At 59.3% G+C, this 18,015-nt stretch carries 20 protein-coding genes; 6 read left to right on the top strand and 14 right to left on the bottom strand.

Annotation, left to right across the window (positions count from 1 at the left end; translation table 11 throughout):
- Positions 1-69 precede the first annotated feature (69 nt).
- Complete coding sequence (locus N7578_RS12800; protein WP_311112494.1) at positions 70-618, bottom strand: PilZ domain-containing protein; 549 nt, start codon at positions 616-618, stop codon at positions 70-72.
- A gap of 214 nt (positions 619-832) precedes the next feature.
- Between N7578_RS12800 and thrC the strand changes: the two genes are divergently transcribed.
- The 4 genes from thrC to N7578_RS12780 are packed head-to-tail and all read left to right on the top strand — an operon-like array spanning position 833 to position 7,132.
- Positions 833-2,272, top strand: a complete 1,440-nt coding sequence (gene thrC, locus N7578_RS12795; RefSeq protein ID WP_311110696.1) for a threonine synthase — start codon at positions 833-835, stop codon at positions 2,270-2,272.
- A gap of 20 nt (positions 2,273-2,292) precedes the next feature.
- The gene (locus N7578_RS12790; protein WP_311110695.1) at positions 2,293-3,591 is read left to right on the top strand and encodes a pitrilysin family protein; all 1,299 of its coding nucleotides are present in this window, start codon (positions 2,293-2,295) and stop codon (positions 3,589-3,591) included.
- A gap of 29 nt (positions 3,592-3,620) precedes the next feature.
- Positions 3,621-4,220 carry a GNAT family protein gene (locus N7578_RS12785; RefSeq protein ID WP_311110694.1) on the top strand — a complete coding sequence of 200 codons (600 nt, stop codon included), beginning with the start codon at positions 3,621-3,623 and terminating at the stop codon, positions 4,218-4,220.
- Positions 4,217-7,132, top strand: a complete 2,916-nt coding sequence (locus N7578_RS12780; protein WP_311110693.1) for an EAL domain-containing protein — start codon at positions 4,217-4,219, stop codon at positions 7,130-7,132. Before N7578_RS12785 ends, N7578_RS12780 begins: the two co-directional genes overlap by 4 nt.
- An 86-nt stretch (positions 7,133-7,218) precedes the next feature.
- Here N7578_RS12780 and N7578_RS12775 read toward each other — a convergent pair whose 3' ends face one another.
- The 3 genes from N7578_RS12775 to N7578_RS12765 form a co-directional block, all read right to left on the bottom strand.
- Positions 7,219-8,331 (bottom strand): putative zinc-binding metallopeptidase, encoded by a 1,113-nt coding sequence (locus N7578_RS12775; protein ID WP_311110692.1) that lies wholly within the window; start codon positions 8,329-8,331, stop codon positions 7,219-7,221.
- A gap of 136 nt (positions 8,332-8,467) precedes the next feature.
- A complete protein-coding gene (locus N7578_RS12770) occupies positions 8,468-8,659 on the bottom strand; it encodes a CsbD family protein (protein WP_003521119.1) in 192 nt (63 codons plus the stop codon).
- A gap of 104 nt (positions 8,660-8,763) precedes the next feature.
- A complete protein-coding gene (locus N7578_RS12765; protein WP_311110691.1) occupies positions 8,764-9,369 on the bottom strand; it encodes a YqgE/AlgH family protein in 606 nt (201 codons plus the stop codon).
- A 160-nt stretch (positions 9,370-9,529) separates the two neighbouring features.
- Here N7578_RS12765 and N7578_RS12760 point away from each other — a divergent pair, with 160 nt between their 5' ends.
- Together N7578_RS12760 and N7578_RS12755 are read left to right on the top strand one after the other, a co-directional pair.
- Positions 9,530-10,372, top strand: a complete 843-nt coding sequence (locus N7578_RS12760) for a protein-disulfide reductase DsbD domain-containing protein (protein WP_311110690.1) — start codon at positions 9,530-9,532, stop codon at positions 10,370-10,372.
- A gap of 99 nt (positions 10,373-10,471) precedes the next feature.
- A complete protein-coding gene (locus tag N7578_RS12755; protein WP_311110689.1) occupies positions 10,472-10,957 on the top strand; it encodes a peroxiredoxin in 486 nt (161 codons plus the stop codon).
- Positions 10,958-11,004: 47 nt separating this feature from the next.
- Here the strand turns inward: N7578_RS12755 and N7578_RS12750 are convergent, their stop codons facing one another.
- The 10 genes from N7578_RS12750 to N7578_RS12705 all read right to left on the bottom strand — a co-directional run bounded on the left by N7578_RS12750 (position 11,005) and on the right by N7578_RS12705 (position 17,922).
- Positions 11,005-11,313 carry a Dabb family protein gene (locus tag N7578_RS12750; protein ID WP_311110688.1) on the bottom strand — a complete coding sequence of 103 codons (309 nt, stop codon included), beginning with the start codon at positions 11,311-11,313 and terminating at the stop codon, positions 11,005-11,007.
- 155 nt (positions 11,314-11,468) lie between these two features.
- On the bottom strand, positions 11,469-11,909 hold the full coding sequence (gene rnhA, locus N7578_RS12745; protein ID WP_311110687.1) for a ribonuclease HI: 441 nt from the start codon (positions 11,907-11,909) through the stop codon (positions 11,469-11,471).
- The gene (locus N7578_RS12740) at positions 11,906-12,874 is read right to left on the bottom strand and encodes a homoserine kinase (protein ID WP_311110686.1); all 969 of its coding nucleotides are present in this window, start codon (positions 12,872-12,874) and stop codon (positions 11,906-11,908) included. The genes rnhA and N7578_RS12740 overlap by 4 nt, the downstream gene beginning before the upstream one ends.
- Positions 12,875-12,913: 39 nt before the next feature.
- Complete coding sequence (gene ispH, locus N7578_RS12735; RefSeq protein ID WP_311110685.1) at positions 12,914-13,966, bottom strand: 4-hydroxy-3-methylbut-2-enyl diphosphate reductase; 1,053 nt, start codon at positions 13,964-13,966, stop codon at positions 12,914-12,916.
- A 64-nt stretch (positions 13,967-14,030) separates the two neighbouring features.
- Positions 14,031-14,807, bottom strand: coding sequence for an SURF1 family protein (locus N7578_RS12730; RefSeq protein ID WP_311110684.1), 777 nt, complete (start codon positions 14,805-14,807; stop codon positions 14,031-14,033).
- The gene (locus tag N7578_RS12725; protein WP_311110683.1) at positions 14,776-15,162 is read right to left on the bottom strand and encodes a DUF983 domain-containing protein; all 387 of its coding nucleotides are present in this window, start codon (positions 15,160-15,162) and stop codon (positions 14,776-14,778) included. The genes N7578_RS12730 and N7578_RS12725 overlap by 32 nt, the downstream gene beginning before the upstream one ends.
- A gap of 88 nt (positions 15,163-15,250) precedes the next feature.
- A complete protein-coding gene (locus tag N7578_RS12720; RefSeq protein WP_311110682.1) occupies positions 15,251-16,126 on the bottom strand; it encodes a cytochrome c oxidase subunit 3 in 876 nt (291 codons plus the stop codon).
- 62 nt (positions 16,127-16,188) lie between these two features.
- Positions 16,189-16,806, bottom strand: coding sequence for a cytochrome c oxidase assembly protein (locus N7578_RS12715; RefSeq protein WP_311110681.1), 618 nt, complete (start codon positions 16,804-16,806; stop codon positions 16,189-16,191).
- Positions 16,807-16,837: 31 nt separating this feature from the next.
- Positions 16,838-16,969 carry a hypothetical protein gene (locus tag N7578_RS12710; protein ID WP_003521105.1) on the bottom strand — a complete coding sequence of 44 codons (132 nt, stop codon included), beginning with the start codon at positions 16,967-16,969 and terminating at the stop codon, positions 16,838-16,840.
- A complete protein-coding gene (locus tag N7578_RS12705; RefSeq protein WP_311110680.1) occupies positions 16,969-17,922 on the bottom strand; it encodes a heme o synthase in 954 nt (317 codons plus the stop codon). Before N7578_RS12705 ends, N7578_RS12710 begins: the two co-directional genes overlap by 1 nt.
- Between the last annotated feature and the right edge of the window lie 93 nt (positions 17,923-18,015).

Below are 18,015 nucleotides of genomic sequence, written 5' to 3'. Positions count from 1 at the left end.
ACCCGTCCCAATCAACAAAAAAGCCGGGGCAGAGCGCCCCGGCTTTTCTTTTGATGCATTCTGCAAGCCTTAGCGGCGCGATGTCTTGGCCTTTGCGCCCTTGGCGGCCTGATCGGCAAAGCCGATGTAGACATTGGCCGTTCTCGGCGCGCCGCCTGCTGCGTTTGCAATGGCAACATGGTCGTTGTTGAAGATGAACTGCGTGCCTGCGGAACCGGCTGGCACATCAATAGCGAAATTGGTCGTCTCGCCGTAAATCTCGCCGTCGCCATCCTTCACCGTCACGCGGATCGGCACGGTGATACGGCCCGGTTTGGCCATCGGACCGGGAACCAGACGGCCCTGCGCCAGCACGTTCACCGTCAGCGTCGCTTCATTTGCGGTGCACGAACGGGTCGTATCCGACAACGACACCTGATAGGCGAGCTTGGTGGGATCATCCTTCGCGCCACCCGCGTAAACGCGGTGAACGGCGTCGGTATCGAGGATCGTCACCGTCGGGCAATTGGCCTGCACGACCGGCGTGACCGGATTGGCCGCATTCGCCGGTGGATTGACCGCCAGAGACTCCGACGGGTTGGACGAGTTGCAGCCTGCAACGACAACCAGAAGCGACATCGCGGCGGACAAACGCAAGAAATTCCCTGACACTCTGCTAATTCCTCTCCCTTGCCCCGGAACCGAACCGGAGACGCTGTTTATTGGCCTTTCACGCCGGATGGCGATGGTCTATAGCAGCGACGCCGGAAAAAATCGATTGGCTGATGTTCGGTTTTGCTTGAATTTTCCTCAAAGCCCTTCATTACCACGCCAATCGTCGTTTTCAGGTGGAATGCTGCGGACGAAATGCAGGTCAAGGACAAGGGAACATCTCGTGAAATATGTATCGACCAGGGGTACGGCCCCCTCGCTTGGTTTTTGCGACGCGCTTCTGGCGGGTCTGGCGCGCGATGGCGGGCTTTATGTTCCGCGCGAATGGCCGTCCATGTCCAAGAAGGAAATTCGCAACCTGCGCGGCAAGACCTATCAGGAAGTCGCCTTCGAGGTTCTCTACCGCTTCACCGGCGGCGAAATTCCGGCCGATACGTTCCGTTCGATGATCGACGATGCCTACGCGACCTTCCGCCATCCGGCCGTCGTTCCGCTCGTGCAGACCGGTCCGAACAGCTTCATTCTTGAACTTTTCCATGGCACGACGCTGGCGTTCAAGGACGTCGCCATGCAGCTTCTGGCCCGCCTGATGGACTACACGCTGACCGAGCGCGGCGAGCGCGCAACCATTGTCGGCGCGACGTCAGGCGATACCGGCGGCGCGGCCATCGACGCCTTTGCGGGCCGGGAGCGCACCGACATCTTCATCCTCTTCCCGAACGGCAAGGTTTCTCCGGTGCAGCAGCGCCAGATGACCACCTCGTCCGCTTCGAACGTGCATGCTCTGGCGATCAACGGCAACTTCGACGATTGCCAGAACCTCGTCAAAGAAATGTTCAACGACGCGAAGTTCCGCGACGGCGTGAAGCTGTCGGGCGTCAACTCCATCAACTGGGCGCGCATCATGGCGCAGGTGGTTTATTACTTCACGGCATCGCTGGCACTCGGCGGCCCGGATCGCGAGATCTCCTTCACCGTTCCAACCGGCAATTTCGGCGACATCTTCGCCGGTTACGTCGCCAAGAAGATGGGCCTGCCGATCGACAAGCTGGTGGTCGCCACCAATGACAACGACATTCTGGCACGCACGCTGAAAACCGGCCGCTACGAGATGCGCGGCGTGAAGGCCACAACCTCACCTTCCATGGACATCCAGATTTCGTCCAATTTCGAGCGCCTTCTGTTTGAAGCCTATGGCCGCGACAGCGCAGCGGTGAAAGCATCCATGGACGGCCTGAAGCAATCCGGCGCATTCGAAATCCCGGAAAAGGCCATGAAGTTCATCAAGCGCGATTTCCGGGCAGGCCGCGCCACCGAAAAACAGGTTGCCGCAACGATCCGCGAGACGCTGGAAAAGACCGGATACCTGATCGATCCGCATACGGCGACCGGCGTTTTCGTTGCTGCAAAGCATGAGAAGGCATCCAGCCCGATGGTGGTTCTGTCGACCGCCCACCCGGCTAAATTCCCGGCCGCCGTAAAATCCGCTTGCGCAATCGATCCGGCGCTTCCAGTATGGCTCTCCGATCTTATGAACCGGGAGGAGCGTTTCGACGTTCTGGACGCAGAGCTTAAAGCCGTGGAAACATTTATCGGCAAACATGCGCGCGCCAGCCAATAGAGACGCGGAAAGACGCTGATATGAAAGTAAATTTGACCCGGCTTTCGTCCGGGTTGACCGTTGTGACAGAAAGAATGCCACATCTCGAAAGCGTCGCTCTCGGGGTGTGGGTCAAGTCAGGTTCCCGCAACGAAACGACTGCCGAACACGGCATTGCCCACCTTCTCGAACACATGGCCTTCAAGGGCACATCGCGGCGTACCGCGCGGCAGATCGCCGAAGAGATCGAGAATGTCGGCGGAGAGGTAAACGCGGCGACCTCGACCGAAACAACCTCCTATTACGCCCGCGTTCTCAAGGATCATGTCCCGCTCGCTGTCGACATTCTTGCAGATATCCTCACGGAATCGCTGTTCGATGAAGACGAGCTTGAGCGCGAAAAGAACGTCATTCTGCAGGAGATCGGCGCTGCGACCGATACGCCCGATGACGTGATCTTCGACAACTTTTCAGGCGTCGCCTATCGCGATCAGACGATCGGGCGTCCGATCCTCGGCACACCGGACACGGTGCAATCCTTCACGACCGGCCAGATCCGCGACTATCTGTCCCGCAATTACACGACGGACCGCATCTTCGTTGTCGCTGCTGGCGCCGTCGATCACGACAGCTTCGTCAGGCAGGTGGAATCGCGGTTCGCCTCGTTGCCGATCACCCCTTCCGCACCGCCTGTCTTCGAAAAGGCTATCTATACCGGCGGGGAAATCCGCGAAACGCGTGACCTCATGGACGCGCAGGTTCTGCTCGGCTTCGAGGGCAAGGCCTACCACGCCCGCGATTTCTACTGCTCCCAGATCCTTGCCAACATTCTCGGCGGCGGTATGTCGTCCCGCCTGTTCCAGGAAGTGCGTGAGCATCGAGGCCTCTGCTATTCCGTCTATGCCTTCCATTGGGGTTTCTCCGACACCGGCATTTTCGGCGTGCATGCGGCAACCGGCAGCACGGATCTTCCCGAACTCGTGCCGGTCATCGTTGACGAGCTGAAAAAATCGTCCGAGAACATCCACCAGCAGGAAATCGACCGCGCCCGTGCTCAGATCCGTGCGCAGTTGCTGATGGGACAGGAAAGCCCCGCAGCCCGCGCTGGCCAGATCGCCCGCCAGATGATGCTCTATGGCAGACCAATCCCCAACGAGGAAATGATGCAGCGCCTCGGCGACATCACAACCGAGCGCCTCACCGATCTTGCAGGACGGCTGTTTTTCGATAGAGTTCCGACATTGTCCGCCATCGGCCCGCTCGAGCATCTGGCACCGCTCTCGGACATCACTGCGGCGCTTTCGGCGCAGCAGCCAACAAAGATCATCGCAAACGGCTGAGAGCGGAGGCGTTCCGCACAGGGACTTGAATGCTGCGTTTTCTCTCCCGACACCACGACACACCAGAGCTGCGCAGCGCCAACCACCTTCTGAGACTGCCGCGTTACGGCGATTTCAAGCAATGGCACACGTTGCGATCCGAAAGCCGACAGTTCCTGCAGCCGTGGGAGCCCGCCTGGCGTACCGATGAGCTAACGGAAAGCTCGTTTCGCATGCGCGTCGTGCGCAACGGGCAGGAATTCTCTTCCGGCACCGCGGTTTCGTTTCTGCTGTTCGAAAAAGAAACGACGCTGCTCGGCGGACTGACCGTCGGCTACATCCGCCGCGGCGCGGCGCAAAGCTGCATGGTCGGATACTGGATCGGTGAGCGTCATGCCGCCCGAGGCCATATGTCTGCCGCATTAAAATTGGTAATACCCTACATCTTCAACGGACTTCAGTTGCACCGCATCGAGGCAGCCTGTATTCCGGAAAACTTCAAAAGCATCCGGCTTCTTGAAAATGCCGGGTTCCAGCGGGAAGGTCTCCTGCGGGAATATCTGAAAATCAACGGCGAATGGCGGGATCATATGATGTTTTCCCTTCTTGCCGACAAGCAAAGCTCCGGCGGAACGAAGTACGATACATGACCAACGATCACTTTGCGCCACGCTTTATTCCACGTATGGCGGCGCTGTTTCTGGCCGCGACTGTCTTTTTGCTGCTATTTTTTTTCGCTTCCGCATCGCATGCTTTCGAACCTGTCAAGATTTCCCGTGATGACACGGCGCTGGACCTGACCGCCACGACCGATATCTACGCCAATCAGGGTGAAGCCTTTCAGGTGTCCACGGCACCCGGGCCGGATGGAATTCGCCGCCGCATCGAGGTGCGCGCCAGCTCGCAGGATCACCAGGGCGACTGGGCCGTTTTCGCGCTTGCCAATGTTTCCGAAGAACAGCTGGAGCGCGTCATCGTCGCACCGCATTTCCGTCTGGTGAATTCGAAGCTATTCTGGCCGGACCTCGGTTCGCAGCGCATCATGGCCATCACGCCATCTGAAGGGTTCGCGCTCGACCGGCAGCCAAGCCCGGATGCCGACGTGTTCCGCATCACGCTGAACCCCGGCTCGGTCATCACCTTCGTTGCCGAACTTTCGACACCGCAGCTGCCGCAGATCTATCTGTGGGAGCCGGAAGCCTACAAGGACACCATCAACGCCTTTACGCTCTATCGCGGCATCGTGCTGGGTATTGCCGGTCTTCTGGCCGTGCTTCTGACGATCCTGTTCGTCGTGAAGGGAACCTCGGTTCTCCCGGCATCGGCAGCGCTTGCCTGGGCTGTTCTGGCCTATATCTGTGTCGACTTCGGCTTCCTCGAGAAGCTCATCACCGTGACATCGAGCGACCAGCGAATATGGCGGGCGGGCGCGGAAGTGGCGCTCGCCTCCAGCTTCGTCGTCTTCCTGTTCACATATCTCAATCTCAACCGATGGCATGCACATCTGGGTTATGCGACCTTTGCCTGGGTGGTCGGTCTTGCCTTGCTGTTCGGCGTGGCAATCTACGATCCCTCCATCGCATCAGGTATCGCGCGCGTTTCCTTTGCGCTGACGGCGACGGCGGGCATCGCACTCATCATCTATCTCGGCTTCAACCGCTATGACCGGGCGATTTTGCTGGTGCCTTCGTGGGCGCTGATCATCGTCTGGCTGTTCGGAGGCTGGCTGACGGTGACGGGCCAGCTGGACAACGACATCGTGCAGCCTGCACTCGGTGGCGGCCTGGTTCTGATCGTGCTGCTGATAGGTTTCACAGTCATCCAGCACGCCTTTGCCGGCAGCGCCTACCAACAGGGGCTGTTCTCCGATCTCGAGCGGCAGTCGCTGGCGCTCACCGGCTCCGGCGATACCGTATGGGACTGGGACGTGACCCGCGACCGTATCGTCACCACACCCGACATTTCCAACCGTCTCGGCCTTGAGCCGGGCACGATGCACGGTGCGGCCCGCAACTGGTTGCCACGCCTGCACCCTGACGACCGTGACCGCTTCAAGGCGACGCTCGACGTGCTGCTGGATCACCGTAAAGGCCGCCTGAACCACGAGTTCCGCATCCGCGCCGAGGACGGCCATTTTCACTGGCTGCAGATCCGCGCCCGTCCGGTTCTCGGTTCGAACGGCGAGATCATCCGCTGCGTCGGCACCATCACCGACATCACCGAGCAGAAGAACTCTGTCGAGCGGCTGCTGCAGGACGCGATGAACGACAACCTGACCGGACTTCCGAACCGCCAGGTCTTCCTCGACCGCCTGCAATCGATCCTCAACCTGTCAACCGATGGCGACAGTGTGCGCCCGACGGTGATGGCGATCGATATCGACCGCTACAAACTGGTGAACGACACGCTCGGTATCGCGGCGGGCGACAATATCCTGATCGCGTTGACACGGCGCCTGCGCCGTCTGTTGAAACCGCAGGACACGCTTGCCCGTCTTGGTGGCGACGAATTCGGCCTGATCCTCACCTCTGAGCGCGACCCGCAGCGTGTCGCCGACTTCGCCGATGCGGTGAACAAGGCGATCATGGTGCCGATCAACTTCGCCAACCGCGAAATCATCCTGACGGCCTCCATCGGCCTCGTGTCATGGATCGATCAGCAGGAAAGTGCAGCCGGTTTGCTCAGCGATGCGGAACTGGCCATGTACCGGGCCAAGCGGGCTGGTGGCAACCGCGTCGAACCGTTCCGCCCGGCCTTCCGCACCTCCGGCACGGATCGTCTGCAGATGGAAAGCGATCTGCGCCGCGCTATCGAGCGCAAGGAACTGTCGCTTGCCTATCAGCCGATCATCAAGCTGGATGACGGCGGGCTGGCCGGTTTCGAAGCGCTGATGCGCTGGGAGCACCCCAAACGCGGCAATATTCCGCCGAGCGAGTTCATTCCCGTGGCGGAGGCGTCCGGCCTCATCGAGCCGCTCGGCATGTTCGCTCTGGAGCGTGCGGCAACCGACCTGATGGACTGGCAGCACGCCATCGACAAGATGCCGATCTTCATTTCGGTCAATATCTCCAGTGCTCAGTTGCTGAACAACGAGCTCTACAACGACGTGCGCAGCATGCTCACCCGCACGCGATGCAACCCGCAGCAGCTGAAGCTCGAGCTGACGGAATCCGTTGTCATGGAAAATCCTGAGCAGGCGCGTCTGGTGCTTTCCAAGCTCAAGGAAACCGGTTTGAGCCTTGCCATGGACGATTTCGGCACGGGCTATTCGTCACTTGCCTATCTCACCCGCTTCCCGTTCGACACGATCAAGCTGGACAAGGCTCTGGTTGCCAATACCAGCGACAAGCGCAACGTGCTTCTGCGCTCGGTGATCGCCATGGCGCGCGCGCTCGACATGCAGGTCGTGGCGGAAGGCATCGAAACGCCGGAAGATGCGGCGGAACTTGCCCGCATGAACTGCCACTACGGGCAGAGCTTCCTGTTCGGAACGCCGGGTTCGGCAGAAACGGCGCTGAAACTGCTGCGCGAACAGTTCCAGCAGACCAAGCGGGCCTCGTAGATTGACGAAGTACCATTGCGGTCCTCACCCTATGCGACGCCATCCTCGGGCCTGACCTGAGGATGACGCCGAGTGTGTGTCATCGCTTACTGAACCATCACGCCTTGCAGAATTTCCTGTTGCGCCCAGTTCTGGGATGCGACTTGACCATGTAGCAGTGCGTGAATGAACTCGAGCTTGGACACCACCGGCGGGTTCAGCACGAAGGGATAAAGGTCCGCCTCCCCCATGCTGCGCTGGATGGAATTGATGGCGACGCTGAGCGGTATCCACGCCTTGACGAGTTGTTCGGCGCTGCGGGCGTAATACGGATCGAACGTCACCTCCGCCGCCATCTCCTCGTGCCCGTCAGGATCGATTGCAACACCGAAGGCTCGCGCGGTTTCCAGCGTGTCGACGATGTGCAGATAATGAGCGAAACATTCCGCAAAGTCCTCCCACGGATGCACGGAGGCATAGGAACTGATGAAGCTTTCCTGCCAGTCCGGGCGCGGCCCTTGCTCGTAATTTCGCTTCAGCGCACCCCCGTAGTCCTCCTGCTCGTCTCCGAAGACGGCACGGAAAGGTGCGAAAAGATTCTTGTCGCGCACCAGCTTGTTCCAGATGAAATGTCCGACCTCGTGGCGGAAATGGCCGAGCAGCGTTCGGTACGGCTCGTTCATGTTGGCCTTTACCTGCTCGCGCGTCACATCATCGGCTTCCGCCGCACGGATGGCGATCAGTCCCTCGTCATGTCCCGTCATTGCCGGAATGATGGAACCATCGGGTGCCACTTCATCCACCAGAAAATCGAAAACGAGGCCGCCTGCCGGATCAACATCACGGTTCGGATGCGGAAGGTTTAGCCGCAGCAGCGAATAGAACAGATGGCGCTGTGCCTGGCTGATGCGTCGCCACTGTCCGATCCCCTCTTCTGTGGAAATATCCGGCACGAGCCGGTTATGGCTACATGCCGGACAAAAGGGACTGTCACTTTCCGCAGGCACCGCCCAGTTGCAGATGTCGTTCACCTCGTTGGCGCAAAAACGCACCTGCTTTTCGGGCTGAGCCACGAGTTGCCAGTTCGGCTCCCCAACGGGCGCCAACGCCTCCATGGCAAGGCGCTCCGGCACAAAGGCCAGCCGATGGCCACAGGCCACGCAGAAACGGTTATCGAAATGCACTGGCTGTCCGCAGGAGGCGCAGGAGAAAAGCTTCATGAGGGAACCTGTCAATGTTGACCGGAAACGGGAGGACGTTGCCAGAAAAGGGGGTGCGATTACGACAGAAGCGCATGTGCCAAAGACACATGCGCTTCGAATTTCTTCCCGTGAACGCTCACGGTGAGGTCCGACCTTACATACGGTCGACAGCGCCCTTGACGGCGTCCTTGGCCTTGCCGACGCTCGTCTGCACCTTGCCCTTGGCTTCCTGGGCAGCACCCTTGGCACGCAGTTCATTATTGCCGGTGGCTTCGCCGACGTTCTTCTTCACCTTGCCAGCAACTTCATTGGCTTTGCCAGCGATCTTGTCCGATGTGCTACCCATGGTGTTTCTCCTTTGTTGAACCGGCTGGTTCGTCCGGTTTTCGGGAGAGTAACGTCGGGGATCAGACTTTGGTTCCGGCGATAAATTGCAAGGTGTGGGGAGTTTCAGGCGTGTCCGGCGTCCGCCGAAAGCATGCGGGCGTCGACGCCCATCAACGCAAGCGCCCGTTCATACTTGGTGTCGAGAAGGCGATCAAAGATCAGCTCATCCGAGGCCGGGCAGTTCAGCCAGCCATTGTTGGCGATTTCATTTTCAAGCTGCCCCGCCCCCCAGCCTGCATAACCAAGCAGCATGGTGGCCCTGCGCGGGCCGCGTCCGTCCGAAATGGCTCTCACGATATCGAGGGTCGCGGTCAGCGAAATCTCATCGCTCACCGGAATGCTGGACTCGCTTCCGTAGTCATCCGAGTGCAGCACGAAACCCCGTCCGGTTTCCACCGGACCACCGGACTGGATGGGGAATTCGCGGGTGCGGTTGGGCAGCATGATCGCGTCATTGCTGTCCACCAGCTTCAGATGCAGCAGGATATCCGTGAACGTGATCTGCTGCGGTCGGTTGATTATGAATCCCATGGCACCCGCGTCCGAATGGGCGCAGATGTAAACGACCGAACGGGCGAAGTTTCCATCGTCCAATCCCGGCATGGCGATCAGGAACTGACCGTCGAGAAAGCCACGTTCGCGTTTTTCCATCAGGGTTGAAAAGCTCACAGGCGCCTCCGGAAGGCCGCCGCCCGCACATCGGCGGAGCGCGGCGTCGCATTTCGACAATCAACAGGATGCGGCATCCCGCGCCATCAATCAACCGAAAATGATGAACGGCACAAAATCGTAACTGGCCCACCTGCCGATGTTGGGTTAGACGGAAATAATGAGCATCAGGACATTCATCCAGTTTTCACGTTCTTGTATCGCAACCGTTATCGTCATCGGATGCGCCCACGCCGCGAAGGCGGAGATTACCGACTGGGCGACGAGCGAAGGTGGGCGAATGCGCGTAGCAAGCCTCGCCCGGGACGAGGAAGGCACCATACGCGGTGTCCTGCAGATCGAACCCAACGAGGGCTGGATCACCTATTGGCGGGAACCGGGAGAAGCGGGCATTCCACCACAGATCAACCTCGACCCATCCAGCGGCGTGACCTTGGCGTCCATGTCTTATCCCGTTCCCAAGATGATCAAGAACGGCGATCTCAACGACATCGGCTATGATCGCGCCGTCGGGCTTCCGTTCGAACTCAGGACGGTCGGCCATGCGACGAGCGAAAAGATAAAGATGACTGCCTTCATCGGCGTGTGCCAGAATATCTGCATTCCCTTCGAGGCGACTTTCGAAATCGGCCGCGGCAGTCCCGGCGATGCCGATACGGAGGAACGGCAGTTGTTGAATGAGGCCCGCACGACATTGCCCGAGGCGCCGTCCGACGACTTCAATGTCACCGGCTTCCACATCACACCCGACAAGAGCATGCTTGGCGTTCAGCTTCTGCTGCCTGAAAATGCGCCGAAAGAAACGGAAATCTTCGTGGCCGGGCCTTCGGGCTTTGCCTATTTCGAGCCGCAGAACCTGGTGCGCGACAAACGCAAGCTATCGTTCTACATGAACATAAAGGGGTTGCCCAAGACCTATCAGGTACAGGGCCAAAGCTGGCCCATTCTGGTCAAGAGCGGCAACCGGGCGATGGAAACAAACCTCGCCTTCCCCAAACCCTGATCTGCCGCGCCGCCCCTCTGAAAGAACGCAAAACGGCTCTCGATTTTCAATATCCATGCTCTATAGTCCTGCAAATCGCATGGCCAGAGGAGCAAAGACATGACCATCAAGATCGGTGACAAGCTGCCGTCCGCGACCTTCAAGGAAAAGACGGCGGACGGCCCGGTAGAAACCACGACCGATGACCTTTTCAACGGCAAGAAGGTTGTTCTCTTCGCCGTGCCGGGCGCTTTCACGCCCACCTGCTCGCTGAACCACCTGCCCGGTTATCTGGAAAACCGCGACGCCATTCTTGCCAAGGGCGTTGACGATATCGCCGTGGTTGCCGTCAACGACTGGCACGTCATGGGCGCATGGGCGCAATCGTCCGGTGGACAGGGCAAGATCCACTTCCTGCCCGACTGGGATGCCTCCTTCACCAAGGCCCTTGGCCTTGATGCCGATCTTTCCGGCGGTGGCCTTGGCGTGCGCTCCAAGCGCTATTCCATGCTGGTCGAAAACGGCGTGGTGAAATCCCTCAACGTCGAGGACAATCCCGGTCAGGCAACCGTCTCTTCGGCTGCCACGATGATCGAGCAGCTTTGATCCGACAGGCTGCCGCATAAAGAAAAGGGCGGTAAAACCGCCCTTTTTCATATGTTCATATCGAAGACCAGAAGCCCCGCCAGTCCGCCATCGGTCAGGGAAACGAGACGTTCACCGACCTCGACGTGCCTGGGGTGTGACAGGTATTCATCACGGGCCTCCGGGCTTTCCAGCGTCACGACGAAACCATCCACGAAGCCGCCGTTCAGCCCCTCCGGCGAGACATTCTGGCCGTATTTAACATCCACTATGCCGGGTATCTCGTCTTTGAGAGCAGCGATGGCCTCGAAAACCGCATGTTTTTCGGAAGGCGCCGTTGCTGCCTTGAAACGCAAAAATACACAATGCAGGATCATGATTGGCTCCTCTGCCTGCGTTGTCGTTCCCGCTGCGGGCGGACCAGAATCGGCGCCCAGGCGGATATTTGCCGACACGATATGTCGGGTTTCAGTTTTCTCAACCCCGTAATTGCGGCCCGATCAACATCGAGGCAGAATAGAGCAGGCTTTCGTTACCGCCGTTTGAACGGCTCCATGCCCTTGCGCGCAAGTTCGTCGGCACGCTCGTTTTCGGGATGACCGGCATGGCCCTTTACCCAATGCAGCGTGACCTTGTGACGCTCGCGCGCCGCCTCAAGCGCCTGCCACAGCTCCACGTTCTTGACCGGCTTGTTGTCAGCGGTTTTCCAGCCCTTCTTTTTCCAGCCGAAAATCCACTTGGTAATGCCGTCCTTCACGTAGGAACTGTCAGTATAAAGATCGACCTCGCACGGCTCCTTCAGGGCATTCAGCGCCGAAATGGCCGCCATCAGTTCCATGCGGTTGTTGGTCGTGTCGGCCTCGCCGCCGGACAATTCCTTCTCGACCTCGCCGAAACGCAGCACGGCACCCCAGCCGCCCGGCCCCGGATTGCCGGAGCAGGCACCATCGGTGAAGATATCGATATGCTTCATACGTCAGCCAGCCCGTATTCGGTGACATGGTTGATCGACCGGTGGAAGCGCAGCTTGCGCAGATATTCCAACGGATCTTTCTTCACGACGAGCGCACCTTCCGGCGTCGTCAGCCAGTCGTAGAGGCGGGTCAGGAAGAAGCGCAGCGCCGAGCCGCGCGCCAGAAGCGGCAGCGCCTCAAGCTCCGCCTTGCTCAGAGGGCGCACCGACTGGTAGCCCTCCAGAAGCGCCTTGCCCTTAGTGACGTTATAAGCGCCATCCTTTTCGAAGCACCACGCATTGAGGCAGATGGACACATCGTAGGCCAACAAGTCGTTGCAGGCGAAATAGAAATCGATCAGACCGGACAGTTCGTCGCCGAGGAAGAACACGTTGTCCTGAAACAGGTCCGCATGAATGACGCCGGCAGGCAGGTCCGCGGGCCAGTTTGCGGCCAGATACTCAAGCTCCGGTGCAATTTCCGCCTTCAGGCCCTTCTCGACCTCGTCGGCGCGCGCTTCCGATTTTTCCCACAGGACCCTCCAGCCTTCGACTGAAAGCGCATTAGGGCGTCTGATATCGAAACCTTCGGCGGCCAGATGCATGGCGGCGAGCGCCTTGCCGACTTCGCGGCAATGTTTCGCTTCCGGCTTTCTGAGCCACATGCCTTCAAGGAACGAAATGAGAGCAGCCGGACGACCGGACAGCTCTCCGAGCAGCGCACCATCGTTGCGCGGCAGCGGCAGCGGGCAGGACAGACCTTTCGCCGCCAGATGCTGCATCAGACCAAGGAAAAACGGCAGATCGGACTTTTCCACCCGCTTTTCGTAAAGCGTCAGGATCAGCGGATCTTTCGTCGTGTGCAGCAGGAAATTGGAGTTTTCGACGCCTTCGGCAATCCCTTTGTAGGACGTGAGCGTGCCGACATCGTACTGCGAGAGGAAATCCCTCAGGTCATCCTCTGTGATGTCCGTGTAAACTGCCAATTTCAAATCTCTTGCTAGGAATGACGTTAAAAATCGCGATCAGGAAAGACTGTCTGTGGCGGATTTCGGCGGCAGGGCATTGCTGGCATTGCCGTTGACGAAAGCCATGTCCTCAATCGTCAGTTCGACAGAGCGAAGCTCACGGTTCACGAGGAAATGTTCTGTTTCCTCGACGGTGACGGCAAGGTCGAGCGTCGTGTCGAAACGTGCCTTGAAGGCTTCGATGATCTCATCGACGATCACTTCCGGAGCGGATGCGCCTGCCGAAAGGCCAACGGTGCGAACATCGCCGATCTCTGCCCAGTCGATTTCCGCGGCGCGCTGCACCAGCACGGAACGTTTCGCGCCTGCGCGAAGTGCGACTTCCACCAGACGCTTCGAGTTGGACGAATTCGGTGCGCCGACAACGATGAACAGATCGCAGCCGGGAGCCGCCTGCTTCACCGCATCCTGACGGTTGGTGGTGGCGTAACAGATGCTGTCGGCGGCTGGTGCCTGAATGGCAGGGAACCGCTCCTGAAGCTTGGCGATAACGCCGGCGGTATCGTCGACGGAAAGCGTCGTCTGGGTGACGAAACCGAGGTTTTCGCGATCTGCGGGTTCGTAGTGATCCACATCGTCCACCGTCTCGACCAGCGACACCGTACCTTCCGGCAACTGCCCCATGGTGCCGATGACTTCCGGGTGTCCGGCATGGCCGATCAGGACCACATGGCGGCCAAGGCGCTGATGGCGCATGGCCTGCTTGTGAACCTTGGAAACCAGCGGGCATGTCGCATCGAGATAAAATAGATTGCGTGCCTGCGCATCCTCCGGCACGGATTTCGGCACGCCATGCGCCGAAAAGACCACCGGCTGCTCGCGGTGTTCGGCAGGAATTTCATGCAGTTCCTCGACGAAAACCGCACCTTTGGCTTCCAGCCCTTCGACGACGTAGCGATTGTGAACGATTTCGTGACGCACGTAGACTGGCGCGCCATAGGCCTTCAGCGCCAGCACGACGATCTGGATGGCGCGGTCGACGCCTGCGCAGAAACCGCGCGGCCCGCACAGCCTGATCGTCAAAGGGGGTTTGGAAACGGCAATGTTCATTCCTGCTCCTGTAACCTCTCCCTGGCCTTCGCGACGGCCTCTCCTTCCGGTCCGCGGACACCGATCAATCGTCTTGCCCGCTTCGGTTCCGGAAATAGGCAAAACCGACGACGATGACAAGGGCTGCCGCCAAGCCATACCACGTTATCGCATATTGAAGGTGATTGTTCGGCAAATCTGTGAGCGTCACGCCACCTTTCGGCCAGCCGCCAGGATTGGGCGCTTCATTCGCATCCACAAAGATCGGCACCAGCCGCGCGGCGGGAACGCCTGCGCTTTCCGCCATCGCCATCAGATCCTTCCAGTAGAAGATGTTCTTGGCAATGTCGTTGTCGGGCAGCATCAGGGATGGCTTGCCTGCGAGTTTCGCACGCGCCAATCCCTGGATGTGAACCTCGCCCTCCACCTGCCCCTGCTGGCGCCTGGCTGGCTCCTTCACATCGAAGGGAACGAAACCGCGATTGACGAAGATCACCCGGCCATCGCCAAGCGTCAGCGGGGTATAGACATAATATCCGGTCTGGCCAGCGTAAGTGGCGAAGAAATGCCGTTCGCGGCCATGGTCAAAAACACCCGAAAGCGCCACACGGCGATATTCGATATCATCGCCCGACGTCGCCATCGCCTCGATATCGGCAAGAGACGCCGGGTGCGCCACACGCCGCTCGGCGATATCGGCGATCAGGCCTTCCTTCCAGTGAAGCCGCTGGACCTGCCATGTGCCAAGCCCGAGAAGAATAGCGAGAGCGAGCAGGACAAGCGGGGCGGCAAAGCCGACACGCCGCTCCGCAGCGTTGATACGCGATACGTCATTCACGATCGATTTTGCCTTCGCTTGCATTGTTGCGATACTGCAGGGCGATCATGATGCCCTTGAGCTTGCGCAGCAGAATAAGGGAAATGATGACCGCGAATGGTAGCCAAAGCATGGCATGCATCCAGACCGGCGGCGCGAAACGGGCATCAACCCACAGCGCAAGGCCGATCACCAGAAAACCGACGATCAGCATCACGAAAACCGCAGGACCGTCGCCCGCGTCGGCAAAAGCATAATCCAGGTCGCAGGCAGTGCATTCCGGTTTCAGCTTGAGAAACCCATCAAACAGCCTGCCGTTTCCGCAGCGCGGGCAGCAGCCCGCCAAACCCGCCTTGATTGGATCCACAGGCGCGAAAACATCGCCCTCCCGTCCGGCCATGACGATCTCCCCCTCTAAGAAGCTTTTTTCTCCGCCGCAAACGAAAAGAGCGGCCCGCAGGCCGCTCCCACGTCTGTTTCGGGAACCATCAGCCGTGGACAGGTGCGCCCCAGCCACCCCAGATGTAGATCGCGAAGAAGAGGAAGAGCCATACGACGTCGACGAAATGCCAGTACCACGCGGCCGCCTCGAAACCGAAATGCTGCTTCGGCGTGAAATCACCGACGAGCGCCCGGAACAGGCAGACCAACAGGAACACGGTTCCAACGAAGACGTGGAAACCGTGGAAGCCGGTCGCCATGAAGAAGGTTGCGCCATAGATGGAGTTCTTGAAGTCGAACGGCGCGTGCATGTACTCGTACACCTGCACGGTGGAGAACAGGATGCCGAGCACGACGGTGAGCGACAGACCGGCGATCAGACCCTTGCGGTCGTTGTGCAGCAGGGCATGGTGCGCCCAGGTGACACAGGTGCCGGACAGAAGCAGGATAACGGTATTGTAGAGCGGCAGATGCCACGGATCGATGACCTCGATACCCTTCGGCGGCCATTGCCCGCCGGTAAATTCGAGGCGCGATGCCTGAATGGCTTCATGCGGGTAAAGGCTGGCATCGAAATAGGCCCAGAACCACGCGACGAAGAACATCACTTCCGACGCGATGAACATGATCATGCCGTAACGCAGATGCAGCGAAACGACCGGTGTGTGGCTGCCCTCGTGCGCTTCCTTGATCGTATCTGACCACCATGCGTACATTGTGTAGAGCACGATGACGAGGCCGATATAGAACAGCCAGGGATTGGCAAGCTCATGTCCGAACAGCTTGAAGGAGCCGCCGGAGAGATAACGCATGTAACAGATGCCACCGAAGGTCAGCACGAAGGCGCCGATCGACGCCAGAAGCGGCCAGGGGCTGGGATCTATGATGTGGTAGTCGTGTTTTTTCTGATGCGTATCTGCCATGTGCGACAATCCCCGAATGTCTCTTCCCTGACCCGGCCTTCCAGCGAAGACCCGGCCTCCTCTCACAATTTACTTGCGTCAGCTTCCGTCCTGACCGGCAGCGACGCAACCGGTTTTTCCGTTTTGGCCGGATAAAACGTATAAGAAAGCGTCAAAGTATGAATGTTGCGTGTTTCGCGCGCCGTGGCGATATCCGGATCGACAAAGAACACCACCGGCATTTCCAGCGTCTCACCCGGCTGCAACGTGGTTTCGGTGAAGCAGAAGCACTCAACCTTGTTGAAGTAGGCACCCGCTTCCATCGGCGTCACGTTGAACACCGCCGTACCGGTGGTCGGTACCGGCGAGCGGTTCGTTGCCTTGAACGTCACCTGCACGGTTTCACCGATCTTCGGCGTCACCAGCCTGTCGACCGGACGAAAATCCCAGTTCAGGCCGTTGGAGGTGTTGGCGTCAAAGGTAACGTTGATGGTCTTGTCGAGAATGACGTCGGAATATTGCTCGACGCGCTGCGTGGTGCCGTTGTACCCCGTCACCCGGCAGAAGAGCGTATAGAGCGGCACTGCCGCATAAGCCATGCCGATCATGGCGAAGAAGAATACCAGACACAGCACGAGGATCGAGCGATTGCTGAGCCGTTGCGTGGTCGCCGCTCCCGTCTCTGCTCCCATGTTCGCCATGTCCTCCTCCTCTCCTCCCGGCCTCACATCGTCAGTGAGAACCGATCTTGATGATGGTGATGATGTAGAACAGCACCACCAGACCAGCCAGCAGCACGCCGAGCGCAATATTGCGCCCACGTCTCGATTTCTTCTGAGCCGCGCTCAGTTCCACCGTTTCCATCACAGAACTCCCGAGATGACGGCTTTCATGGCCGGAGCGTAATGGTCCGCCAGCAAGCCCGAAAAGATCGCAAAGAGATAGAGCACGGAATAGGCGAACATCTTCTTGGCCTGCATCATTTTCTCGTCGCCGTCCGGCATGCGTCGCACGTCGATCGAACAGTAAACGAAGATGGCACTCAGCACGGCCGCGAAAATTCCATAACCGGCGCTCGCCAGACCGGTGAACCACGGCGCCACGGCCACGACGGCGGTCAGGACCGCGTAAACGATCATCTGGTTCTTGGTGGAGCGTTCACCCGCAACGTTCGGCATCATCGGAACGCCGACGGAGCCGTAGTCGCGCATCTTGAACAGCGCGAGCGCCCAGAAGTGGGCGGGCGTCCACAGGAAGATGATGAGGAACAGGATGATGCTGTCCAGAGAGACGCCGCCGGTCACACATGCCCAGCCGAGCATGGGCGGGAACGCGCCGGCCGCGCCGCCAATCACGATGTTCTGCGGCGTCGAGCGCTTCAGCCACATCGTGTAGACGACAGCGTAAAAGAAGATGGTGAACGCCAGAAGGCCAGCCGAGAACCAGTTGACCGCTAGGCCGAGAATGACGACCGAGAAGGCCGACAATGTCAGGCCGAAAGCGAGCGCCTCACGCGGGGCGATGCGTCCCGACGGGATCGGACGTTTGGCGGTGCGGCTCATGACGGCGTCGATATCGGCGTCGTACCACATGTTCAGGGCGCCGGACGCGCCTGCGCCAACGGCAATACAGAGAATGGCGACGAGTCCGAGAACCGGGTTGATTTCACCCGGTGCCAGCACGAGACCTGCGAAAGCCGTGAAGACGACGAGCGACATGACGCGCGGCTTCAACAACTCGAAATAATCGCGCGCACCGGCTTCCGAGAGCCCGGAGCTTTCAACGCCCAGCGTTTCGCGATTGTCGATTACGGTCATTTCCTATCCTGCTTTTCTTCCAGGTGCCGCTCCACCGCGACACCCCTGCTTGTCCTCCACCGGGCATGCTGCCAAGCCGCATGCTATACGGCT

The organism is Agrobacterium tumefaciens, from assembly GCF_031801495.1.
GTDB lineage: Bacteria > Pseudomonadota > Alphaproteobacteria > Rhizobiales > Rhizobiaceae > Agrobacterium > Agrobacterium tumefaciens_K.
Note: the sequence above shows the minus strand (reverse complement) of the source record. Positions and strands in the feature narration are given on the sequence as shown.